We start from the raw sequence: 17,545 nt of genomic DNA, 5'->3' as shown, positions 1-17,545 counted from the left end.
CGCGATCAGCCGAGCTGGGGCATCACCCGGGAGGCGATGAGCTCCAGGTGGTCGAGGTCGTGGAGGTCGAGCATCTGGAGGTAGATCCGCGCGGAACCTGCCTCGGAGTACCGGCCGATCTTGTCGACCACCTCATCGGGAGTGCCGGCCAAGCCGTTGACGCGCAGTTCATCGACCTGTCGTCCGATGGCAGCGGCCCGGCGGGCCATCTGCGCCTCGTCCGTGCCCACGCAGAACACCAGGGCATTGGAGTAGACGAGGTCACTCGGGGCCCTGCCAGCTGCCTGGGCGGCCGTGGCTACCCTGGCGAACTGCTTCCTGCTGTCCTCGACGGAGGAGAAGGGCATGTTGAACTCGTCCGCGTACTGGGCCGCCAGCCGGGGTGTGCGGACGGCGCCGTGGCCCCCGATCAGCACCGGCACCCGGGACTGCGCCGGCTTGGGTAGCGCGGGGGATCCCTTCAACTGGTAGTGCTTCCCTTCGAAGTCGAAGGTCTTGCCCCGTGGGGTGCGCCACAGGCCCGTGACGATGGCCAGCTGCTCTTCCAGGCGGCTGAACTTCTCCGGCGGGAAGGGGATGCCGTAGGCCTGGTGTTCCTGTTCGAACCAGCCTGCGCCCAGACCCAGCTCGATGCGGCCACCGGACATCTGGTCCACCTGTGCGGCCTGGATGGCCAGAACACCGGGGAGACGGAACGTCGCGGCGGTCATCAGGGTGCCGAGCCGGATGCGGCTGGTTTCCCGGGCGAGGCCGGCCAGGGTGATCCAGGCGTCGGTGGGTCCGGGCAGGCCGTCGGCCGAGCCCATGCTGAGGTAGTGGTCGGAGCGGAAGAAGGCGTCGAAACCGAGGTCCTCGGTCGCCTTGGCCACGGTCAGGAGGGTGTCGTAACTGGCGCCCTGCTGGGGCTCGGTGAATACACGAAGATCCATGGGTCCATCCTCTCCTCTCGCTCCACCTCCGCATGGCACCGGCGCAGGTCAGCCGGGCGCGTCCGGGGCATCTGGCTCGAACCTGTCGTCAACGAGAGATCGCGTCCCTCAACAAGTCGCCCCAGCCGGGTGAATCTGCATCAAGCTTGCCTCCGCTGTCCTTCTTCACGAGTGACTGAGGGGGTCACGTGATCGTTGGCCGGTGCGGAGCCGGACCACCCGGCCCGCGCGCGGGCTATACCTGCCGGCGCACGTTCCACGATCCCTTCCCACTAGGGAAGGCCCGGGCCGAGGAGGCCGCCATGTCCCAGGAAGCCGTGCCGGAGCAGAACGGGGCGCCCAAAGGGCTGCTCCAGCAGATGGAGGAACTGATGGCCGCCCTGAACGCCGACCTCTCCCAGCTTGACGCCGATCTCCAGTCCAGCGGAGACCGCCCGACCGCCGCTGCCGATCCCGCCTCTTTGAACGCCACTGCGGAGCGCTCGTTGCGTCCCTGAGCCCCAGCGCCCCTGGGCTCGACTGCCAGTCGCCGTGCTCGCCGGATCCCGATGGACGTCCACACACCCTTGGTGCACGACACAGCACCATGGGCCCGTGCCGAGAGGCTGGGCCCCGGCGCACGCGGCTGGCCCCAGAGCAAGCTCGGGGCCAGGCACGCAATCCGTGTTGCCTCCCGAGTACGTCCCGCTCAAGGCGATCCGGCGCCGTGCGGTGCTCCTCATCCGACGCCGCGGGCTCGTCCTCGGGGCACCCGCACCCGTCGCGTTCGCTCCTCGTCGGGCGTGCCTCGCCTGCTACGGTGCGAACTCGTGGGCAACCTCCCGGCCTCCTAGCACCACCTGACATCGAGACTCCTTCAGGTGGCGCCTGCCGTCGAGTCCCGGGCCGCGCCCGAGGCGCCGCCCCGCTCCCGTGTCGTGAGCCGGCGCAACATGGAGCGCACGCGGTCGTTGGACTCGTCCGCGGCATCAATGGCCTCCATGCACTGCCAATAGAGGCCCTCTTCATCCGTGGCGCAGGCCACTGCGACGAGCGCTATGCCCAACTCCCCCAGCAGGGCGCCCAGCCCGAGCAGGGCCTGACGAGGATCGCGTACCTCGGTCAGTTGGGCGGCGCGCGGGGCGTAGTCAGGGGGCTTCCCAGCGTATTCGGGAAGCCGGCTCCCGTAGTCCCAGGATTTTCCGCTGCCGGCGAGGGCGAGCGGGTCGAGTCTCCCGCACCCCCTTCCCCCTGCCTCACTGAGGCCTCTGGCCTCACCTCTGAGCTCGGCTGGCCCGGCAATGGCCAACCAACCACCGACTGCGTGAGCCAGGGCCTGGCACTGCCAGGCCTCCGTCACGATGTCCAGCGCTGCCTGGCTCTGCGCCAGGGCGTGGCGCCCGGCAGCGATAAGCCGAACCGCATCCATGAGACGTCCCCCCGTCCCGCACGACACTCCGTCGTTCCATCCACTACCCAGAGTGAAGGCAAGCGACGCGAAAAGCTAGGGGTATTCGGAAATCTCTGGACACATTCGCGATTGTGGATCACCCCATCACTCCGTAGAGTGACGATCCGCCTTTGGATCTCAACCTTCCGCTTCTCGCGCCCCTCCTTTCGCGCCCCAATCCGCGCCGGAGCGTGCGCCGCCATGCGCCTCTCGCTTCACCGGGAAACGCGCCTCGTTCCGATCGATCTTGGCGGAGAGCGCCACGAGCGGGTCGACGCCCAACACCTCACAGAACTGCAGGAGGTAGGCCAACACGTCGGCCACTTCGTCGGCCACCCGATGCGCCGACTCGGGATCGGCCATGACCCGGGCCGACTCCTCGGGCGTCAACCACTGGAAGATCTCGACGAGTTCAGAGGCCTCCACACTCAACGCCACCGCCAGATTCTTCGGCGTGTGGTAAGGCTCCCAGGCTCGCGCCGCGGCGAATTCCGCGAGCCTGCGCTGCAGCGCCTCCACGGTGGGCCGCATCCGCCCCGGCCCCGACTCGGGTCCCATGTCGACCCCCACCTCTCCTCGCTCAGGCCACCAGGTCTACCACCGACACACCGGCCAGCTCCCGCGCGGGTCCGGCATCCCCCACCGCCGCAACCAGCCGGATGTGACCGCGCCCGCACGAGCCGACCGCCAGCCTGAGCAACTCATCGGCCTGACGGGCGTCCAAGCACCTGTCGAAGCCGTCGGCGAGCACGGTCAGCGCCTGTCGAGCCGGCAGCAACTCGGTGCTCTGGTCGACCGCGAGCACACCCGGCCCGGTCAACAGCACCAACGCGAGGGCGAGGAAGCGAAGCTCACCCTCCCCCAACCGCTCCACCGGTGAGACTCCGAAGCCCCCACGGCCGATCAGCGCCCGCACCCGGCCGTCCGCCAGCTCCTCGGTACGCAACTCGTCCACCTGCCCGGCGCAGCCGGCGTTCACCGCGGCGATCAGCGCGGCGTGCCGGGTCACGCATTCGGTACGCGTTCGCCGGAGCACCTCGGCGAGGTTCTCACAACTACTGCGGAGGCGCCCGCCCTCGCCCACCACCACCGGGGTGCGCATCCTGGCGGGCTGCGGGTCACAGGAGAAGACCGACCGTAGGGCCACGACGGCCTGTTCCGCCGCCGCCAGCACCTCCCGCTGCCCCTCGGTGCTCCCCGCCACCCGCAGCGGCAACAGTGCGGTGCCCAAACGGTCGTCGGGCAACGGCGCCTTGGTGACCGGCACGCTCCCTCCGGTGTGCCACGCCGCCTGCACGGTACTGCGCCCGGGATCGACGAGCGCGGTGCTCAGCAAGGTCCGCCCACGGGCACCCGTCAGCCGCTCGCCGACGATCCTCAGAGCGGGTTCGGCCTGCACCGCGAGGTCCAGCCGCACGGGACCGGCAGGCCCGTCCACGGTGCAGCCGATACGAAAGCCCCGTCTGCCCTCGGCGTCGGCGGCGGCCCGCTCCGGCACGCAGGCCACCGGGTCCGGGAACACCTCGGCCAGGGTGGCGCCGGAACCCAGTCGGGCGAGCGCCCGGTAAGCCCGCAGCGCAGTGCTCTTCCCACTGCCGCTGGCGCCCGCGAAGAGCGTCACCGGACCGAGCGGGAAGGCGGCCCCGCGGTGCGAGGCGAAGGAGGACAGCCGCAGTTCGGTGACCGCGGGGCGGGTACGGATCACGTCCATGCCGGGGACGCTACTCAGCCCGGTACGCGCCGAACCGTTCCCTCCAGGGAGCCTTCCTACGAACGAGGGACCCGATGACGAGGGTTTACCCGTGCGGGATCGCCGCTGCCGCGATGCCCTCCACTTCGGTGCCCACTGGCGCGAGCAGGAAGACGTTGCGATCGACCCGGTGCATTCCGCTGCCCAATCCGAAGACCACCCCGCTACTGAAGTCCAAGATCCGTTTGGCCACTTCGGTGTCCGCACTGGTCAGGTCCAACAGCACCGGCACCTGGGCGACCAGGTACTCGGCGACCTCGCGCGCGTCCGCGAAGACCTGCACGCGCAGCACCACGAAACGGCGCTGCTCCCGACCGGGACCCTGCGAGACGGCCCGATGGTCCACCCTGGACGGCCATTCGTTGCGACTACGTAGCGGAACGACCTGAGCCAGTCCCTCCCACTGCTCGTCGGTGACGTCGTACCTGCTCACCGGACCGCTCCGGCCCCACGCTTCATGTGCATCCCACTATCCTCGCGCGCTTCACCCTTTCGGCCCAACAACGACACGGACCGGTTCTGACACGACGTTACTGGGCGGCTCCGTCGACCGCGACAGCCGGGGCAGCTCCGGGGGTGCACCCCGGCCCCGCGCCAGGCCGGGCGGCTGCGATCATGACAGTGGACGACGGGGGCTGAGGGGCCCCGGTTCCCGCTCGGGCTGAGGGGCCCGCGCTGCTGTGGTGCGGGTGCGGGGTGCAGAGTTGACGCGCCCCGCACCCGCTCGGTTCAGCAGGTCCGGCCGACGTACCAGGCCCCGTCGACATCGCCCGCGGCACCGATCCACGTCGTGCCCGGACCCACACAGCGCAGCGTGTTGGGGCCCCAGTCATCGATCTCGATGACGATGTGCGAACCGTCACTGGTGCAGTGGTTGTAGTAGGCGTCGCTGGCGGTTTCGAAGAAGCCGCAGGGGTTGAGCGCGCTGGCCGGAGCGGCAGCGGTCGCCGAGACGGACAGCCCGAAGACCAGGGCCGTGACACTGAGCGCGCTGGTCAGGACGCGGCTCTTACGCATGGGAGAACTCCTCTGGATGGTTGGGAGGGGCGGGACACCCCGCACACGTAGAGTGTTGCCACCGCTACTCTCCGCATCCACCTGAACTCCCTCGTGTGAGTGAGGAACTTGGCCGGTTGTTCCCGACGTTGGCCGAATCTCCGTGGCCCCCTTCCTGGACGGCGAGCCAGTCGAGTACCGCGACCTCCATGGCGCGCACTCCGGTCGGGAGCGCGGTGCGCACGTCCGGTGCGAACTCCGGTGCGTGGTTGGCCGGCAGTGCCGCGAGCTTCTCCGCAGCCCCCGCACCCGGTGCCGCCGCCCAGGTCGCCGGCCCCACGGTGCCGAGCATCCAGTACACGAGCGGCACACCGCTCTCGCCGTGCAGTTCCACTCCGGCGTCCCCGTAGTACGCGAAGTCCTCGGTGGCCAAGGACGGTGGCCACATAGCGATCCTTTCGGCACCCAACGCGGCAGCGTGAGCGGCCCGCACCGACGCGGTGGCCGCCGCGTCGGGATGGGTGGCCGGGGACGAGGAGACTTGGTGGACCTCTGGTTCCCGCGGGCAGGCAGCAGTCAGGCATTCGGCCCGGACGATCCGTTCGACGGCCGCGGCGACCCGCAACAGTGTGGGTTCACCCACTGCCCGTACGGTGATGCCGAGTCGCGCCTCCTCGGGGATGACGCTGGCCCGCGTCCCGGCGTGAATGGAGCCGACGGTGACGGCTACGAGCTCGGCAGGGGCGCACTCGCGGGAGACGATCGTCTGGAGCCTGCCGACCAGCGCCGCAGCGGTCACCACCGGGTCAACGGCCAGCTGCGGGGACCCGGCATGTCCGCCGCGCCCGTGCACCAGGACGTCGAAGGTCACGCTCCCGGCGGTCATCGGCCCGTACCCGTGAGCCAGCATCCCACCGAGCAGGGGCGCCGCGTGCTGGGCCAGGACCACGTCGGGGCGGCCGAAGCGCTGGTACAGCCCTGCGCGGAGCAGCGCCCGCGCGCCCGCCAGGGTTTCCTCGGCCGGCTGTCCGACCACGAGGAGCCGCCCCCGCCACGCGTCGCGGTTGCGGGCCAGGACGGTGGCGGCGCCGGCCGCCGCCGCGATGTGGAGGTCGTGACCGCAGGCGTGTGCGACGGGCCCCTCGGCGCTGTAGGGAAGTCCGGTGCGCTCATGGACCGGCAGCGCGTCCAGTTCGGTGCGGACCATCACGGTTGGCCCCTCGCCATTGCACAGTTCACCTATGACACCGTGGCCGCCCACGTCACGTGTGACGGTATAGCCCTCCGCCTCCAACCAGTGCGCCAGTGCACCAGCAGTCCGCCGCTCCTCGCCGGAGAGCTCCGGGTTGCGGTGCAGATCCAGATAGAGGGCCGTCAGTGGCCTGAGGATGCCGCTGAGGTGGTTCGCCATCGGTCCTACTTCCAGAGGCCCTCCGGTGTACGCCGGAGGGGTTCGAGTTCTTTGGCCACGGCCAGGAGTCGGGCACGACCTGCGGCCACCGGAGTGCCGCGGCGAGCCCACCGGGCACCCGTGGGCGAGGTCCAGCCGCTCCGCCTCACCTCGCTGACACCAGGTGTCAGCGAGGTGACAGCGGTACACGGTGCGATCTGTCGGCGGCGCGGGCTCTGATGGACCCGCGCGCCGGTGCGACCGGTGCCCGAGGCAAACCACCCGGGATCCGCCCGGATGGTCGTGCCCAACCCGAAGGAGACCCCCATGGCCGAGAAATCGCCGCTCCTCTCACTCGCCGACGAGATCCTGGAGCTGGAGTCCGAGACCTTCGAGATCTCGGACTACTCCGACGCCAGCGAGGTGGTCCTCGCCGGTTCGACCAGTTGCAGCTCCACCTCCACCTGCTCCTCCACCACCAGCACCACCTCCTGCAGCGCCTGACACCAGGCCGCTGCCCGGTGTACCCGTCCCCCTCCGGGGCCGGGTACACCACGGCAGGGCCGTGGCCGGAGGTCCCTCAGGGGAAGGGATGCGGAACGCCACGGATCTCCGACTCGCTCAGATCGGTGGCGCGCAGGCCCGCCCGCCGGGGGGCGGTACGCAGCCTCGGCATCAACGGGGCTCTCTGACGCGGCCAACCGAAGTCGATGGGCAACAGCCCGGGTACCACCGCGCAGACCGTGCTGAGGCCCATCCGCCGCTGTTCGGGGGTGGTCTGGTCGACACAGATCACGTCGAGTCCGGCCCGGGCCAACTCCTCCACGCACAGGCGCAGATCGTCCCTGAGGTCCCCGGTCGCCGGTCGGCCGGTCGCCTCCCAGTCCCGGTAGAGGTCGTCAAAGGACCGGCTCGGGGCGCCGTTGAGATAGTAGGGACGCACGTGCCGGGCCATTTCGGGGAGTCCGAAGAGCTGGGCGTGATCCTTCAGGTGCCGGACCCTGTCGTAGTCGGCGGCCATCGCCTTGAGTTCCGCGCTGCGTTCGGCGACCTGCCCGGGCAGGTGCGGAATGTAGGTGAGGACTTCCGAGAGGGCCGCCTCGACCGCCACGGTCGGGTCCAGACTCGCGCCGGCGCCGAAGGAGAAGGTACCGGGCCCGCCGTCACGCCGGACGGCCAGGGCGCTGACCACGGGGACCGCGAGGTCGATCCGGTTGTCGTAGGCGTGCACGTCGTAGCCCTGGAGCGCGGCGCGGTCCGCCATGGTGCGCACCGCGGCGCCGGGGACCGAGTCGAGGTCGATGGGCGTCAGCGGGAGCCCGCCGTACCAGGCGAGCAGGAAGGCGTCCCGCTCGATCAGCTCCAGGAGCGCGCCGAGCATCGCTTCCTCCGGGCAGCTGCCGATCGCGCAGCCGTTGGAGCACTCGAAGACGAAGTTGTCGGCGGCGAGGCCCGCGCTGTAGTGCACCAGGCGAGCGGGCACGAGCAAGGGCCGGTCATCGCGCAGCGAGTGTCCGAACACCCAAGGGATGGGCCGGTCGGGGTCGAAGGGCGAGAGCATCGGGTCCTCGCGGTATGTCTTCGGCGTGTAGAAGCCGCAGCGCGCCGGGTCAAGCGCCCGTTCGCCCAACTCCCGGTAGGTGGCGATCAACGGCATGGTGCCGGTACGGCGGTGGGTACCCGCGTAGCGCTCCAGGCCTTCGAGGTGGGCGAGGTCGCGGCTGGCGCGGAAGCTGTTCGCCTGGCCGCTCCAGGTCACATCGGTCAGCCCCGCGTAGCCGCGCATGAATACGCTGCCCGCCACGGGGGCGGTGGTGGGCGAGGTGACGTTGGTCCAGGTACCCGCTCCGAGCACGCCGCTGACCGGGTTGGCGAGCGCCTCGTAGGGGATGGGGTAGGAGGATGCGGGGCGCAGCCGTGATGCGCCGGGGTGGGGTTTGGGCCGGGAGACCGGCACTAGGCGGGCCTGGTCGGCGGTGTCAACGGACCGGGGGCCGCAGTGCGGGCACAGCGGGTCCGCCAGCACCGGATGGGTGCGGACGGTCAGGCTGGCCAAGTCGATTCGGCTGACCTGGGGTAGGGCCCGGTCGGCGGCCTCGGCTGCGGTGGGCGGCTGAACGCGTTCGGGTGACCAGGGACCAAGTACCGCTCGGTGCAGGGCCGCCACGGCGTCGATGAGGAACCCGGGCAGGTCCGGCCATGTCCGGTCGGCGGGGGTGGGTGGGCGAAGACCGGTCTCCAGCGCGTCGCGTTCGGAGCGGCTGCGCAGCCGCTGCCAACGCATCGCCAGGCAAAGGCCGCAGGCCCGTGCTTCGTCCTCACCGCCCCAGGGCCCGACGAGTACGGCTCGGGCGGTGAGGTGCACGGTCGCGGTGGGGCGCACGTCGGCGAACGGATCGTCGGTGAGCGGCCCGAGCGCGTCGCGGGCGCCCAGAGTGACCACCGCGGGCGCCCCGTCGGCGGAGGCGCATCGCTGCTTGAGGCCGTGGGCCAGAGTGCGGCGGGCCGACTCCAGGGCTGTGGTCGCTGGTTCCTGGAGTTCTGGGAAAAGTACTTGATGGGTCGTCATGTGCGGTTGCTCCAGCGGAAGGCTTTCAGGGCCAGGGCGCCGAAGACCGCGGCGAATCCGAGTAGGACGACACAGTCCACCGCGATGTCGCCGAGGGAACCGGTGCCGGCGAGCGTCCCGGTGACGGCGTCGTTGAGGTAGCGCAGCGGAAGCGCGAGCGAGACCGTACGCAGCCAGGTGGGCATCAGGTCGAGCGGCAGGAAGGAGCCGGACAGGAAGGCCATGGGAACCATCAGGCAGTTCGCGATGGCGGCGACGGCCTCGGGGGTGTTGGCGTAGGTGCCCACGATAACGCCGATGGCGAGGAACGCGGTGATGCCGAGGAGCAGTACGGGCACGGCGAGCGGCCAGCGGCCGTCGAGGCTCAGGCCGAACCCGGGGAGCATGGCCACGGCGATGAACACGACGGCCTGGGCGAGGCCGACCACGAGCGCCAGCCCGTATCGGGAGGCGAGCACGGTGGTCAGGGGGGTGGGGGTGAGGCGGATGAGCCGCAGCAGGTCGTCACGGCGCCACTGCATGAGGGTGAAGGCGATGCCGAAGACTGCGGCGTTGGCGACGCCCCAGGACATCACTCCGGGTGCGATGTACGAGATGTAGGGGCGGCCGGTTTCGGCGACCTCCTGCCCACTGAAGATCAGGCCGAAGACGACGAGGAAGAGAAGGGGAAAGGCGAACGTGAAGAAGAGGGTGGCCTTGTCACGTACTTGGGCACGGTAGCCGGCGGCGGTCAGGGCGGTGTAGGCGGAGCTCATGCCGGGTCCTTTGCGGGGAAGTACGGGGGGTGCTCGGTGTGACTGTCGGAGTTGGCCAGATCCAAGGCGGCTGCGCCGGTGAGGCGAAGGTAGACGTCCTCCAGGGTGGCGGTGCGGCTCTGTAGTCCGTCGAGCCCGATGAGTGCGTCGACGGCTTGGAGGACCTTGCCGGAGACGGTGGTCTCCAGGACGAGGGAGCCGCCTTCTTCTTCGGCCCGGTCCACGCCGGGGATGGCGGCGGCCTCGTCGGGGTTCAAACGGCCCGCGGGCAACAGCAGTCGGGTGGGGGCGCCGGCGGCGGCGATCAGTTGGTGGGGGGAGTCGAGTGCGGCGATGCGACCGGCGACGAGGATGGCGACGCGGTCACAGAGGGCCTCGGCCTCGTCGAGGTGGTGGGTGGTGTAGACGATGGTGCGACCGGCCTTCTTGAGTTGGCGCAGGAGTTGCCACAGGTCACGTCGGGCTTGGGGGTCGAGGGCGGCGGTCGGTTCGTCGAGGAAGATCAGTTCGGGGTCGTGGACGAGGGCGGAGGCGATGGCGAGGCGCTGCCGTTGGCCGCCGGAGAGGTTCTCCACGAGTACGTCTCGTTGTTCGGTGAGACCGACGGTCCGCAGCGTGCGGTCCGCGGCGATGCGGTCAGCCCGGTAGAGGGCGGCGACGGTGGCCAGGTGTTCGTGCGCCGTCTGGCGCACGAAGAAGGCCGAGGACTGGGTCTGTACGCCGATGCGCGGCAGGAGCGCAATGTCACGCGGCCATGTGCTGTTTCCCAGTACGCGGACGGTGCCCGAGTCCGCCTGCCGCAGGCCTTCCATGATCTCGATCAGGGTGCTCTTCCCGGCACCGTTGGGCCCGAGCAGCCCGAAGAACTCACCGCGCCGAACCTCAAGGGAAACGCTGGCCACAGCTTCCCGGTCTCCGTAGCGTTTGCACACCTCGGTCGCCTCGATGGCGATCTCGTTGCGGTCCGTAGTCATGGGTGTCGCGCCCTTCTCTCGGTGGTCGTGCGGATAGCGCAAGGGGAGGATCAAGAAGTGGTCGCCGCGTACCAGAGGACGGCCGACAACCCCAGGGCGAGCAGGAGGAGCACGCACGCCGCGACCAGTGCGTAGAGCGTGTAGAGCACCCGAGCTCGGGGTGGGTAGGCGCCTGCGGCGGCGCGATCTCCCAGGCGCAGGCGCAGGTACGTGAGGCTTGCGGGAGCCAGCCGTGTGACGCGTAGTGCGTGGGAGAGCATCGTGTAGCCGTCGAGCGGTGGCAGCGGCACCAGGTTCACCAGGGCTTGGGCACTGCCGAGTAGGAGCAACCCGCTCAGCACCCGGTGCGTGGCGTCGTCGGAGGGCAGGGCAGCCCACCAGAGGAAGAACGGCAGGAGGAAGACGAGGTTGGCGAAGGCGCCGGCCGCGGCCACCGCGAGTTGGTCTCGACGGCGTTTGAGGTAGCGGTAGTTCTCGACCGTGCAATACATGATCGCTACTGGCAGGCGCCACCGCAGACCGATCTCACCCACCCGCCCGCCGAAATGTCGTGCGGCCACCCCGTGCGCTAGTTCGTGCAGGGCGGTGCTCAGCCACAACAAGGTTGCGACGGCGAGCATCGGCACCGGATTTCGAACCAACCACCATCCATCCCGCACCAGTTGTGCCACCTGCGTGGCGAGCCAACCCTCCATGGCGAGACAGGAGGCGAGCAACAGGAGAAGAGGGGCGGGGTGGAGTAGCGCGCGCAGGGCCCGGTGGAGCCGCGCGGTGGTGGCGTCCGCGTCGGCCACCAGGCGCATGGTGCCGCGCAGCACGGTGTTGGTACGGCGGGTGGTTGGCGTTGCGGGAACCTCGGGCGGGGGGCCGCCGGCCAACAACCGGCGGGTCCCGAGCAGGCCGAGCAGTTGTTTCCAATGGACGGGCCCGAGCCGTCGACCGAAGGCCCGTCCGTACTCGGTGCCGATCTCCGCGAGGCTGCGGGCACCGTCGAGCCGGGAGACCAGGAAGAACTCCTTGGGTCCCAGCTCGAAGGAGGCCCCGGAGATAGGGTCCTTGACCAGATGGACGAGGGTCGGTCCGTTCAGCAGCGGGGCGGAGAGGAGGATGTCGGGGCGCAGTGCTGGCCGGTGGGAGAGCAGGTCTTCGGGAGTGGGCCCGATGGCGGTCATGGTCGTCCCGCCGGCGCCTCGGCGGGTTCGCGCAGGACCCGGGCGAGCAGGTGGGAAAGGTAGGCCTCGTCGCGGATGGTCACGTGGAGGCGGTTGTTGGTCATATGCATGTAGGGCGAGAGAAGCAGCGGAAGCGCTACCGCGGGGTCGGTGACAGCTTCCTCCCGGGTGCCGTCCCATGACCGGAAGACGAGTTCCCCCGCCTCGGCGAGGTCCTCGGCACGGCCGCGCAGCTCCAGGCAGTGTTCGCCCCACCCGGCGAGGAAAGCGGGGAGCTTCTCCGTCTCGCCCTGGGAGAGGCTCTCCCTGACGGCCGAGAAGCGACGGGCCAGACCGGGTGCCGTCTGGGCATACGTCCGGTCGTACTCCTCGGAGCCGATGAATCCGGTGCCCGGAAATGCCTTGTGCCAGAACTCGTAGTAACTGTCGAGGTATTGGGCGAGCTCGGTGCGGTCCCGGAGGAAGGCTCCGGCCATGACCATCATCAACTGGGCCGAGGTGCCGAGCAGGACGGTGCGCAGGTGCAGGTTCATGCTGCTGAGGGCATCCATGACGAGTTCGCTGGAGCGGGCGAAGTGCCATTCGGCGAGCTCAATGCCTGCCGGACCGCCGTACTTGCCGTACTCGGGCTCGTAGGGCTCCCAGGAGAAGGAGTTGTTGGGCCGCAGGTTCATCCGTCCGTCAGGGCCGGTGAAGGCCGTGCGATCGCCTTTGGGGAACTCGATGTCGAAGAGGGTGTTGTAGAAGTCGTTGAGGAATCCGGAGTCGACTTGATAAAGAGCCGGTCTCGCTTTGAGGAAGGCCGTGACGGCCTCCTCAACTCGGCGTCTGACTTCGAGTGCGGCGGCCTGGCTGCTCGGACGGAGCCGCAGGCGTACGTGGGGGCCTTCCAGCCAGTAGTTGATGAAGAAGTGACCACAGATCAGCCCCTCTGCGGTGAGCTTCGAGATCAGTGGGCGCACAGCGGTGACCAGCAGGGGCTGAGGGTTGGCGGCATAGAAGACGTGTATGGCCTGCCATGCACCGCGCTCGGGTGTGGCGGTCAGCTCGGACACGTGGCCCCGCCTTTCGTCTCGGGGGGCGTGGTGCCCGCGGGTGTGTGGTGGGTGAAGGTCTCGACGGCGAGTTCGGCCACGTGCGCGCCACGATCAGACCGCACGTACAGCCCGCCCGCGTCGGGTAGCAGTTCGCGCAGGGTGACCCGGTGGCCCGGATCGCGCAGCATGGTCTCGAAGGTGGCCAGGGAGAGTCTGCTGCGGAAGTCGACGAACTGAGGCTTGGCTCCCACCGCTGACGCTCCGGCGAACACGGTGGCGAACACCTGCTCGGGCAGGTCATGCTGTCGGCGCCAGCGTCGCCAAGCCAGCAGGCGCCGGGCGTCCTGCTCGGGCCCGCCGGGCTCGGCGGGCAGGAAGGAGGTCAGTACGGCTGCGGTGGTGGACCAGCTGCGTCGCGCAAGAACAACATCACCGTGCACCACACGTGGGCGATGGGTGACACCGTCCCTGGCCGGGCCTTCGGGCACACCGGCCCAGACGTCGATCGGCGACATCGAGGTGGCCGAGAGCAGCAACAACGTGCGCGGGATGGCAGCCAGCGCGAGCGGTACCAGATAGCCCAGGTAGACGGGGATCACCTCGCGCCCCAACCGGTGTGAGCGCAACATGACCCGCCCCGAGGCCGCATCGTGCTCGGCATACAGGTCGGACAGTGCGATCTGCTGGTCCGGTGGCACGGTGGCACTCTCGCCGGGACAGATGATCTGATGGTCCATCAACCGGCCGTGCAGATTGAGGTTGCTGGTCACAGGACCGCCCGTCACTTCTGCCAGGACGGCCCCCTCGGGAGTGACCGCCGCAGCGGTGGCCCGTAGTTCCTCGGCGAGCGGCACCGGCTGGTCGTCGTAGACGTGGCTGAATCGGCTGAACGGGAAGGACAGGCCGCCGTACGAGCGGTTGAGTACGGTCCGGCTGAGGCCGGTGGCCGGGTCTGTGGCCAGCTGAAGGTGATGGCATCGCGGTGTGAAACCGGCTGGAACCAAAGCGAGTTCGCGTGCAACTGCCGACAGGTCGGCTTCCTCAAGCCGGAGTTCCGCGCTCGGGTCGACGAGGGCGCTGTGGTGCTCCGTGAACGCGGCGCGCATCCGGTCCACGAACGCGCGTCGGGCTGTGTCCAGCGCACGCAGGCCCGGCAGACCGAGCCAGTTCACCTCCGGGACGTACTCCCCCTGCTCGTCAAAGGGACTGCGCCGGGCAGTGAAGGACAGGTACTGGTCGAAGAAGTCCTCATGGAAGTCGTGGACCAGACCGAGCAGGTCGGTGCAGCGCCCGCCGCTCCCGTAGCGGGCGGTGAAGAAGCCTTCGAAGGTGATGCGTTGGGCCAGGGTCAGATCAAAGGCGGGAAGGACGCTTTCGACTGCCCGCAGCGCCGCTCCCGCTGCCGGCAGCGGCGGGCAGGGCAGGTCCCTGCCGGCGCTGGTGTCCTCGTAGACCAGCGTCTGGGGCAGCAAGGCGGCCTCAGCGACTTCACCCGGCCGCTGACCCCCCGCTGCCGCCACCGTACCTTCAGGCGCCGTACCTTCGAAGACCTCTTCGGGGACCAACAGTTCCTGCTGCGCCCGGCCGAGGCCGCGGCGCAACTCAGAGAGCAGCATGCGCCGTTCAGAGCGCTCTGCCATGGGGTAGCGGGCCAGGGCATCAGCGGCCGGACCGAGGAGTAGGCAGAGCCGGTCGGCCCAGGGACGCCGCAGTTCGAGGAGCGAACGCCGGAAGGCCCGTAGGGGATCACCGCTGTGGACGGTGGTGTCCAGGCAGGGCACGCGCACCATGCCGAGTTGGAGCAGGGCTGCGATGTAGGCCTCACAGTCCGCGGTGTCGGCCTGGTGTGCCTCGGCGAGCCAGGTGGCGAGCTCGTGGTGGCGCAGCTCGGGTCGGTCGTCGAAGAGTGCGAGGAGTCGGTCCAGGGTTCCGCTGCGGCGCAGGTAGAACAGCTTGTCCTTGACCGCGTCGAAGGTGACGGCGGCCGTGTCGTCCCCGGCGGTGACCCAGCGTCGTACGTACCGGATCCGTTCGTCCGCGTGCCCCCATCCTGAGGCCAGACGCAGGGGGAGGTCGCGGCGGCGTCCGGGGTCGGCGAGGATCAGCTCGGCGAAGCGGGCGAGGACCACCACGTTGAGCCGTACATGGCTGCTCCACTCCCGCTCGACGGGGACCTCGGTCGGTGCGCCGGTGGTGAACTGACCGGTGGCGACCGCGGTGAACGTGCTGAACGGGCTGGTTTTGCAGGCGGTGCGGTACAGGTAGGACAACACCGCGCGTTCAACCTTGCGGGCCCGGCCGGTCGGCGCGCCGGAGGTTCTCAGGTAGGAGTCCAGCTGAGCGTCCAGGGCCGGGGAGGCCAGGAGGAGTCCGTGCCGCAACCGTTCATCGGCCAGCACGGCCCGCAGCGCCTGACGGTTGCGGTCCAACTCGGCGGCCAGCAAAGGGGCGCCCTCGGCACCGAGCTTGGCCAGATCGTCGCGGTGGCGGAGCCATCCGGCCACCTGGTCGGCTGCCGCCGCAGTCACCTGGGCGACGGCTTGCACCGCTGTCTCGGGATCGGAAGGCAGGCGGTTGTTGTGGATCTGCCGGCGCAGCCGCAACAGCTCACGACGTTGTGCGGCGCCGGGGGACCCGGGGTCGGGGTCGGTGGCGCCCACGGCTTCGTGGAGGAGGTCGCTCAGGGTCCGGGCCGAATCCCGCAGCGCCTCTTCGACGATGAGGACCTCATCGGCCCAGCGACAGGCGTCCTCACACCGAAGGCTCGCGACGGTGTCCATGGGGAGCCCCGCCACCCTCAGCATGAAGCGCCGCCCGATGTGCCAACCGTCGCCGGGGGGTGTGCCGTCCTGGGTGCTCATACGGGCTGTGTCCCCTTCTCCTTGATGGTGGTGCTCGCCGTGTCCACGGGGGCGGCTATCTCGTGTCGGAAGTCGGCGGGGCGCGGGCGTTCGTTGCCGAGGAGCATCACCAGTAGGGGGGCCTCGTCGGTTCCGGTCAGGCCGAGTTCCTCGACGTAGGAGATGTTGTCGAAGCCGAGGGCGACCCCCGCACCGATCTCCAGTGCGCTCGCCGCGGTGTAGAAGGTCTGCGCGATGGCGCCCACGGTGCCGTTGACCAGGCGGTAGCCGCGGTCGCCCAGTGCGTGGAGCACGGCGGTGGTGCGGACGGTGGGGACGAGCACCGCGCCGGTCTGCTCCAGGTTGTAGTTGGCCAGGAAGTAGTTGCGCTGGAGGAAACTACCCGGCGGCCCGGACCGGAGCGGACGCAGCGTGTGGGTGTCGGCGTGGTAGGCGTAGGCCCCGGGGGTGAGGCCTTCGACATGGTTGACGAAGGCGTACAGGTTGGTCAGGCGCGGGCCCCCGGGCCGTTCGGCCTCGCTGTCCAAGGTCGCGGCGGCGCAGGCGGCCAAGGTGGTGGCGAGTTGGCCGGCGGTGAGGGGGCGGTCGGCGGCAAAGCGGCCGAAGCTGCTGCGCCGGGCGCGTAGCACGGCTCGTGCGCCGGTTCCTCGTGGGAGTTCGGGGGCGGGTAGCGCGAGCGGTTGGCCGTCGCCGTGCGGTGGGCGGGCGCCGGCCTGGTCGAGGGTGCCCGTGGCGGGCCGCTCGGTGGCGTGTGCGGAGGTTGCGTCTTGGATGCGGAGCAGGGTTTCGAAGGAGAGGACCTTGCGGGACCGCTCGGCGTCCCGGTGCCGTACGGCCGGGCCGCTGGAGGGCGCCGCAGGGCTGCTGGTGGCCGAGGTGCCCGCCCAGTCCAGCGGAACCACGGCGAAGACGCCTTCTTGGGCCGCTTCGATCCCGAGGAGCCTCCCGAGCCGTTCCTCGTCGAACCAGAGCACGGGCTTGGTCCTGAGGCCTTGGGCACCCGCCCAGATGCGCCAGGTGGCGAGCAGAGCGCCCAGGTCCATGCTCACCGCGTGGAAGGAGAAGCTGTTGTACTTGAAGGCGTTCTGCCAGTACTTGATGCTCAGGATCAGGAACTGGTCGGTGTGGGTGCCGCTTCCGTCCTTCACTGCGGCGCCAAGGGCGGCGTGGATGTCACCGGTGACATTGCCAGCCATCAGTCTGCGTAGGGCGTGATGGTGCGGGGTGTAGTGGTACACACCGGGCGTGAGCGGGCCACTGGGACCCGCCGCCCAGTAGATGCTCACCGGGTACAGGCCGCCTCCCGAGGCCGTGCCCCGGGACCAGTTGGCGTGTGGGTAGTGCGGCAGGGCCGCCAGATCGGTGTTCGCCTGCACGGCAAGACGCCGTCCGGTGAAGCCGTAGGAGTCCAACAGCATCCCGGACAGCAGCGGCAGGGTGAACGTCGCCTGCTCGGCGGCCTGCGGGTCCTGCCGTTCGCTGAGGCGCAGAAGGCCCCGAGTGAGGTCGCCGGCCGCCCCGACCGGACACTCCGGCAGCGGGACCGTCTCGGCACCGGGGTAGAACTTGGCCTTGCGCGGCCGGTCCGCCCAGTCGGGCTCGAAATCGACGGGCTCCATCGGAACCCGACCTCGGTGCAAGATCGCGTCGGCGTACTCATGGGCGTATCCCATGGTTCCTCCA

The 17,545-nt window shown here is 69.7% G+C and carries 16 protein-coding genes; 2 read left to right on the top strand and 14 right to left on the bottom strand.

What is annotated here, in order from left to right; genetic code table 11:
• Window positions 1-5: 5 nt before the first annotated feature.
• Entirely contained in the window at window positions 6-929 is a 924-nt protein-coding gene (locus tag ACFYMC_RS03660) for an LLM class F420-dependent oxidoreductase (protein WP_388518228.1), read from the bottom strand.
• Between the two features lie 302 nt (window positions 930-1,231).
• Between ACFYMC_RS03660 and ACFYMC_RS03655 the strand changes: the two genes are divergently transcribed.
• Entirely contained in the window at window positions 1,232-1,426 is a 195-nt protein-coding gene (locus ACFYMC_RS03655) for a hypothetical protein (protein WP_388518226.1), read from the top strand.
• 359 nt (window positions 1,427-1,785) lie between these two features.
• On the opposite strand, the gene ACFYMC_RS03650 is transcribed toward ACFYMC_RS03655, so the two are convergent.
• The 6 genes from ACFYMC_RS03650 to ACFYMC_RS03625 form a co-directional block, all read right to left on the bottom strand.
• Window positions 1,786-2,337 (bottom strand): DUF6099 family protein, encoded by a 552-nt coding sequence (locus ACFYMC_RS03650; RefSeq protein WP_388518223.1) that lies wholly within the window; start codon window positions 2,335-2,337, stop codon window positions 1,786-1,788.
• A gap of 159 nt (window positions 2,338-2,496) precedes the next feature.
• Entirely contained in the window at window positions 2,497-2,889 is a 393-nt protein-coding gene (locus tag ACFYMC_RS03645; protein ID WP_388518625.1) for a nucleotide pyrophosphohydrolase, read from the bottom strand.
• A 49-nt stretch (window positions 2,890-2,938) separates the two neighbouring features.
• Window positions 2,939-4,069 carry an AAA family ATPase gene (locus ACFYMC_RS03640; protein WP_388518219.1) on the bottom strand — a complete coding sequence of 377 codons (1,131 nt, stop codon included), beginning with the start codon at window positions 4,067-4,069 and terminating at the stop codon, window positions 2,939-2,941.
• An 85-nt stretch (window positions 4,070-4,154) separates the two neighbouring features.
• Entirely contained in the window at window positions 4,155-4,541 is a 387-nt protein-coding gene (locus ACFYMC_RS03635) for a cell division protein SepF (RefSeq protein WP_388518216.1), read from the bottom strand.
• Between the two features lie 296 nt (window positions 4,542-4,837).
• Window positions 4,838-5,125, bottom strand: a complete 288-nt coding sequence (locus ACFYMC_RS03630) for a DUF6355 family natural product biosynthesis protein (RefSeq protein WP_388518213.1) — start codon at window positions 5,123-5,125, stop codon at window positions 4,838-4,840.
• A gap of 64 nt (window positions 5,126-5,189) precedes the next feature.
• Complete coding sequence (locus ACFYMC_RS03625; protein WP_388518210.1) at window positions 5,190-6,515, bottom strand: amidohydrolase; 1,326 nt, start codon at window positions 6,513-6,515, stop codon at window positions 5,190-5,192.
• A gap of 306 nt (window positions 6,516-6,821) precedes the next feature.
• On the opposite strand from ACFYMC_RS03625, the gene ACFYMC_RS03620 reads away from it, so the two are divergent.
• On the top strand, window positions 6,822-6,998 hold the full coding sequence (locus ACFYMC_RS03620; protein WP_388518207.1) for a thiazolylpeptide-type bacteriocin: 177 nt from the start codon (window positions 6,822-6,824) through the stop codon (window positions 6,996-6,998).
• Between the two features lie 76 nt (window positions 6,999-7,074).
• Here ACFYMC_RS03620 and ACFYMC_RS03615 read toward each other — a convergent pair whose 3' ends face one another.
• From ACFYMC_RS03615 to ACFYMC_RS03585, 7 genes are read right to left on the bottom strand one after another with little or no spacing between them, the layout of a single operon-like run.
• On the bottom strand, window positions 7,075-9,063 hold the full coding sequence (locus tag ACFYMC_RS03615; protein WP_388518204.1) for a TOMM precursor leader peptide-binding protein: 1,989 nt from the start codon (window positions 9,061-9,063) through the stop codon (window positions 7,075-7,077).
• Window positions 9,060-9,818, bottom strand: a complete 759-nt coding sequence (locus tag ACFYMC_RS03610) for an ABC transporter permease (protein WP_388518201.1) — start codon at window positions 9,816-9,818, stop codon at window positions 9,060-9,062. Before ACFYMC_RS03610 ends, ACFYMC_RS03615 begins: the two co-directional genes overlap by 4 nt.
• Window positions 9,815-10,792 (bottom strand): ATP-binding cassette domain-containing protein, encoded by a 978-nt coding sequence (locus ACFYMC_RS03605; protein WP_388518198.1) that lies wholly within the window; start codon window positions 10,790-10,792, stop codon window positions 9,815-9,817. Before ACFYMC_RS03605 ends, ACFYMC_RS03610 begins: the two co-directional genes overlap by 4 nt.
• Before the next feature lie 50 nt (window positions 10,793-10,842).
• Entirely contained in the window at window positions 10,843-11,964 is a 1,122-nt protein-coding gene (locus ACFYMC_RS03600) for a site-2 protease family protein (protein ID WP_388518195.1), read from the bottom strand.
• Window positions 11,961-13,019 (bottom strand): lantibiotic dehydratase C-terminal domain-containing protein, encoded by a 1,059-nt coding sequence (locus tag ACFYMC_RS03595; protein ID WP_388518192.1) that lies wholly within the window; start codon window positions 13,017-13,019, stop codon window positions 11,961-11,963. The genes ACFYMC_RS03600 and ACFYMC_RS03595 overlap by 4 nt, the downstream gene beginning before the upstream one ends.
• Window positions 13,007-15,862 (bottom strand): lantibiotic dehydratase, encoded by a 2,856-nt coding sequence (locus tag ACFYMC_RS03590; protein WP_388518189.1) that lies wholly within the window; start codon window positions 15,860-15,862, stop codon window positions 13,007-13,009. The genes ACFYMC_RS03595 and ACFYMC_RS03590 overlap by 13 nt, the downstream gene beginning before the upstream one ends.
• A complete protein-coding gene (locus ACFYMC_RS03585) occupies window positions 15,859-17,535 on the bottom strand; it encodes a SagB family peptide dehydrogenase (RefSeq protein ID WP_388518186.1) in 1,677 nt (558 codons plus the stop codon). The genes ACFYMC_RS03590 and ACFYMC_RS03585 overlap by 4 nt, the downstream gene beginning before the upstream one ends.
• Window positions 17,536-17,545: the final 10 nt, after the last annotated feature.

This window comes from Streptomyces sp. NPDC006879, assembly GCF_042869595.1.
GTDB lineage: Bacteria > Actinomycetota > Actinomycetes > Streptomycetales > Streptomycetaceae > Streptomyces.
The sequence above is the reverse complement of the archived record's forward strand: the minus strand, read 5'-3'. Positions and strand labels throughout refer to the sequence as shown.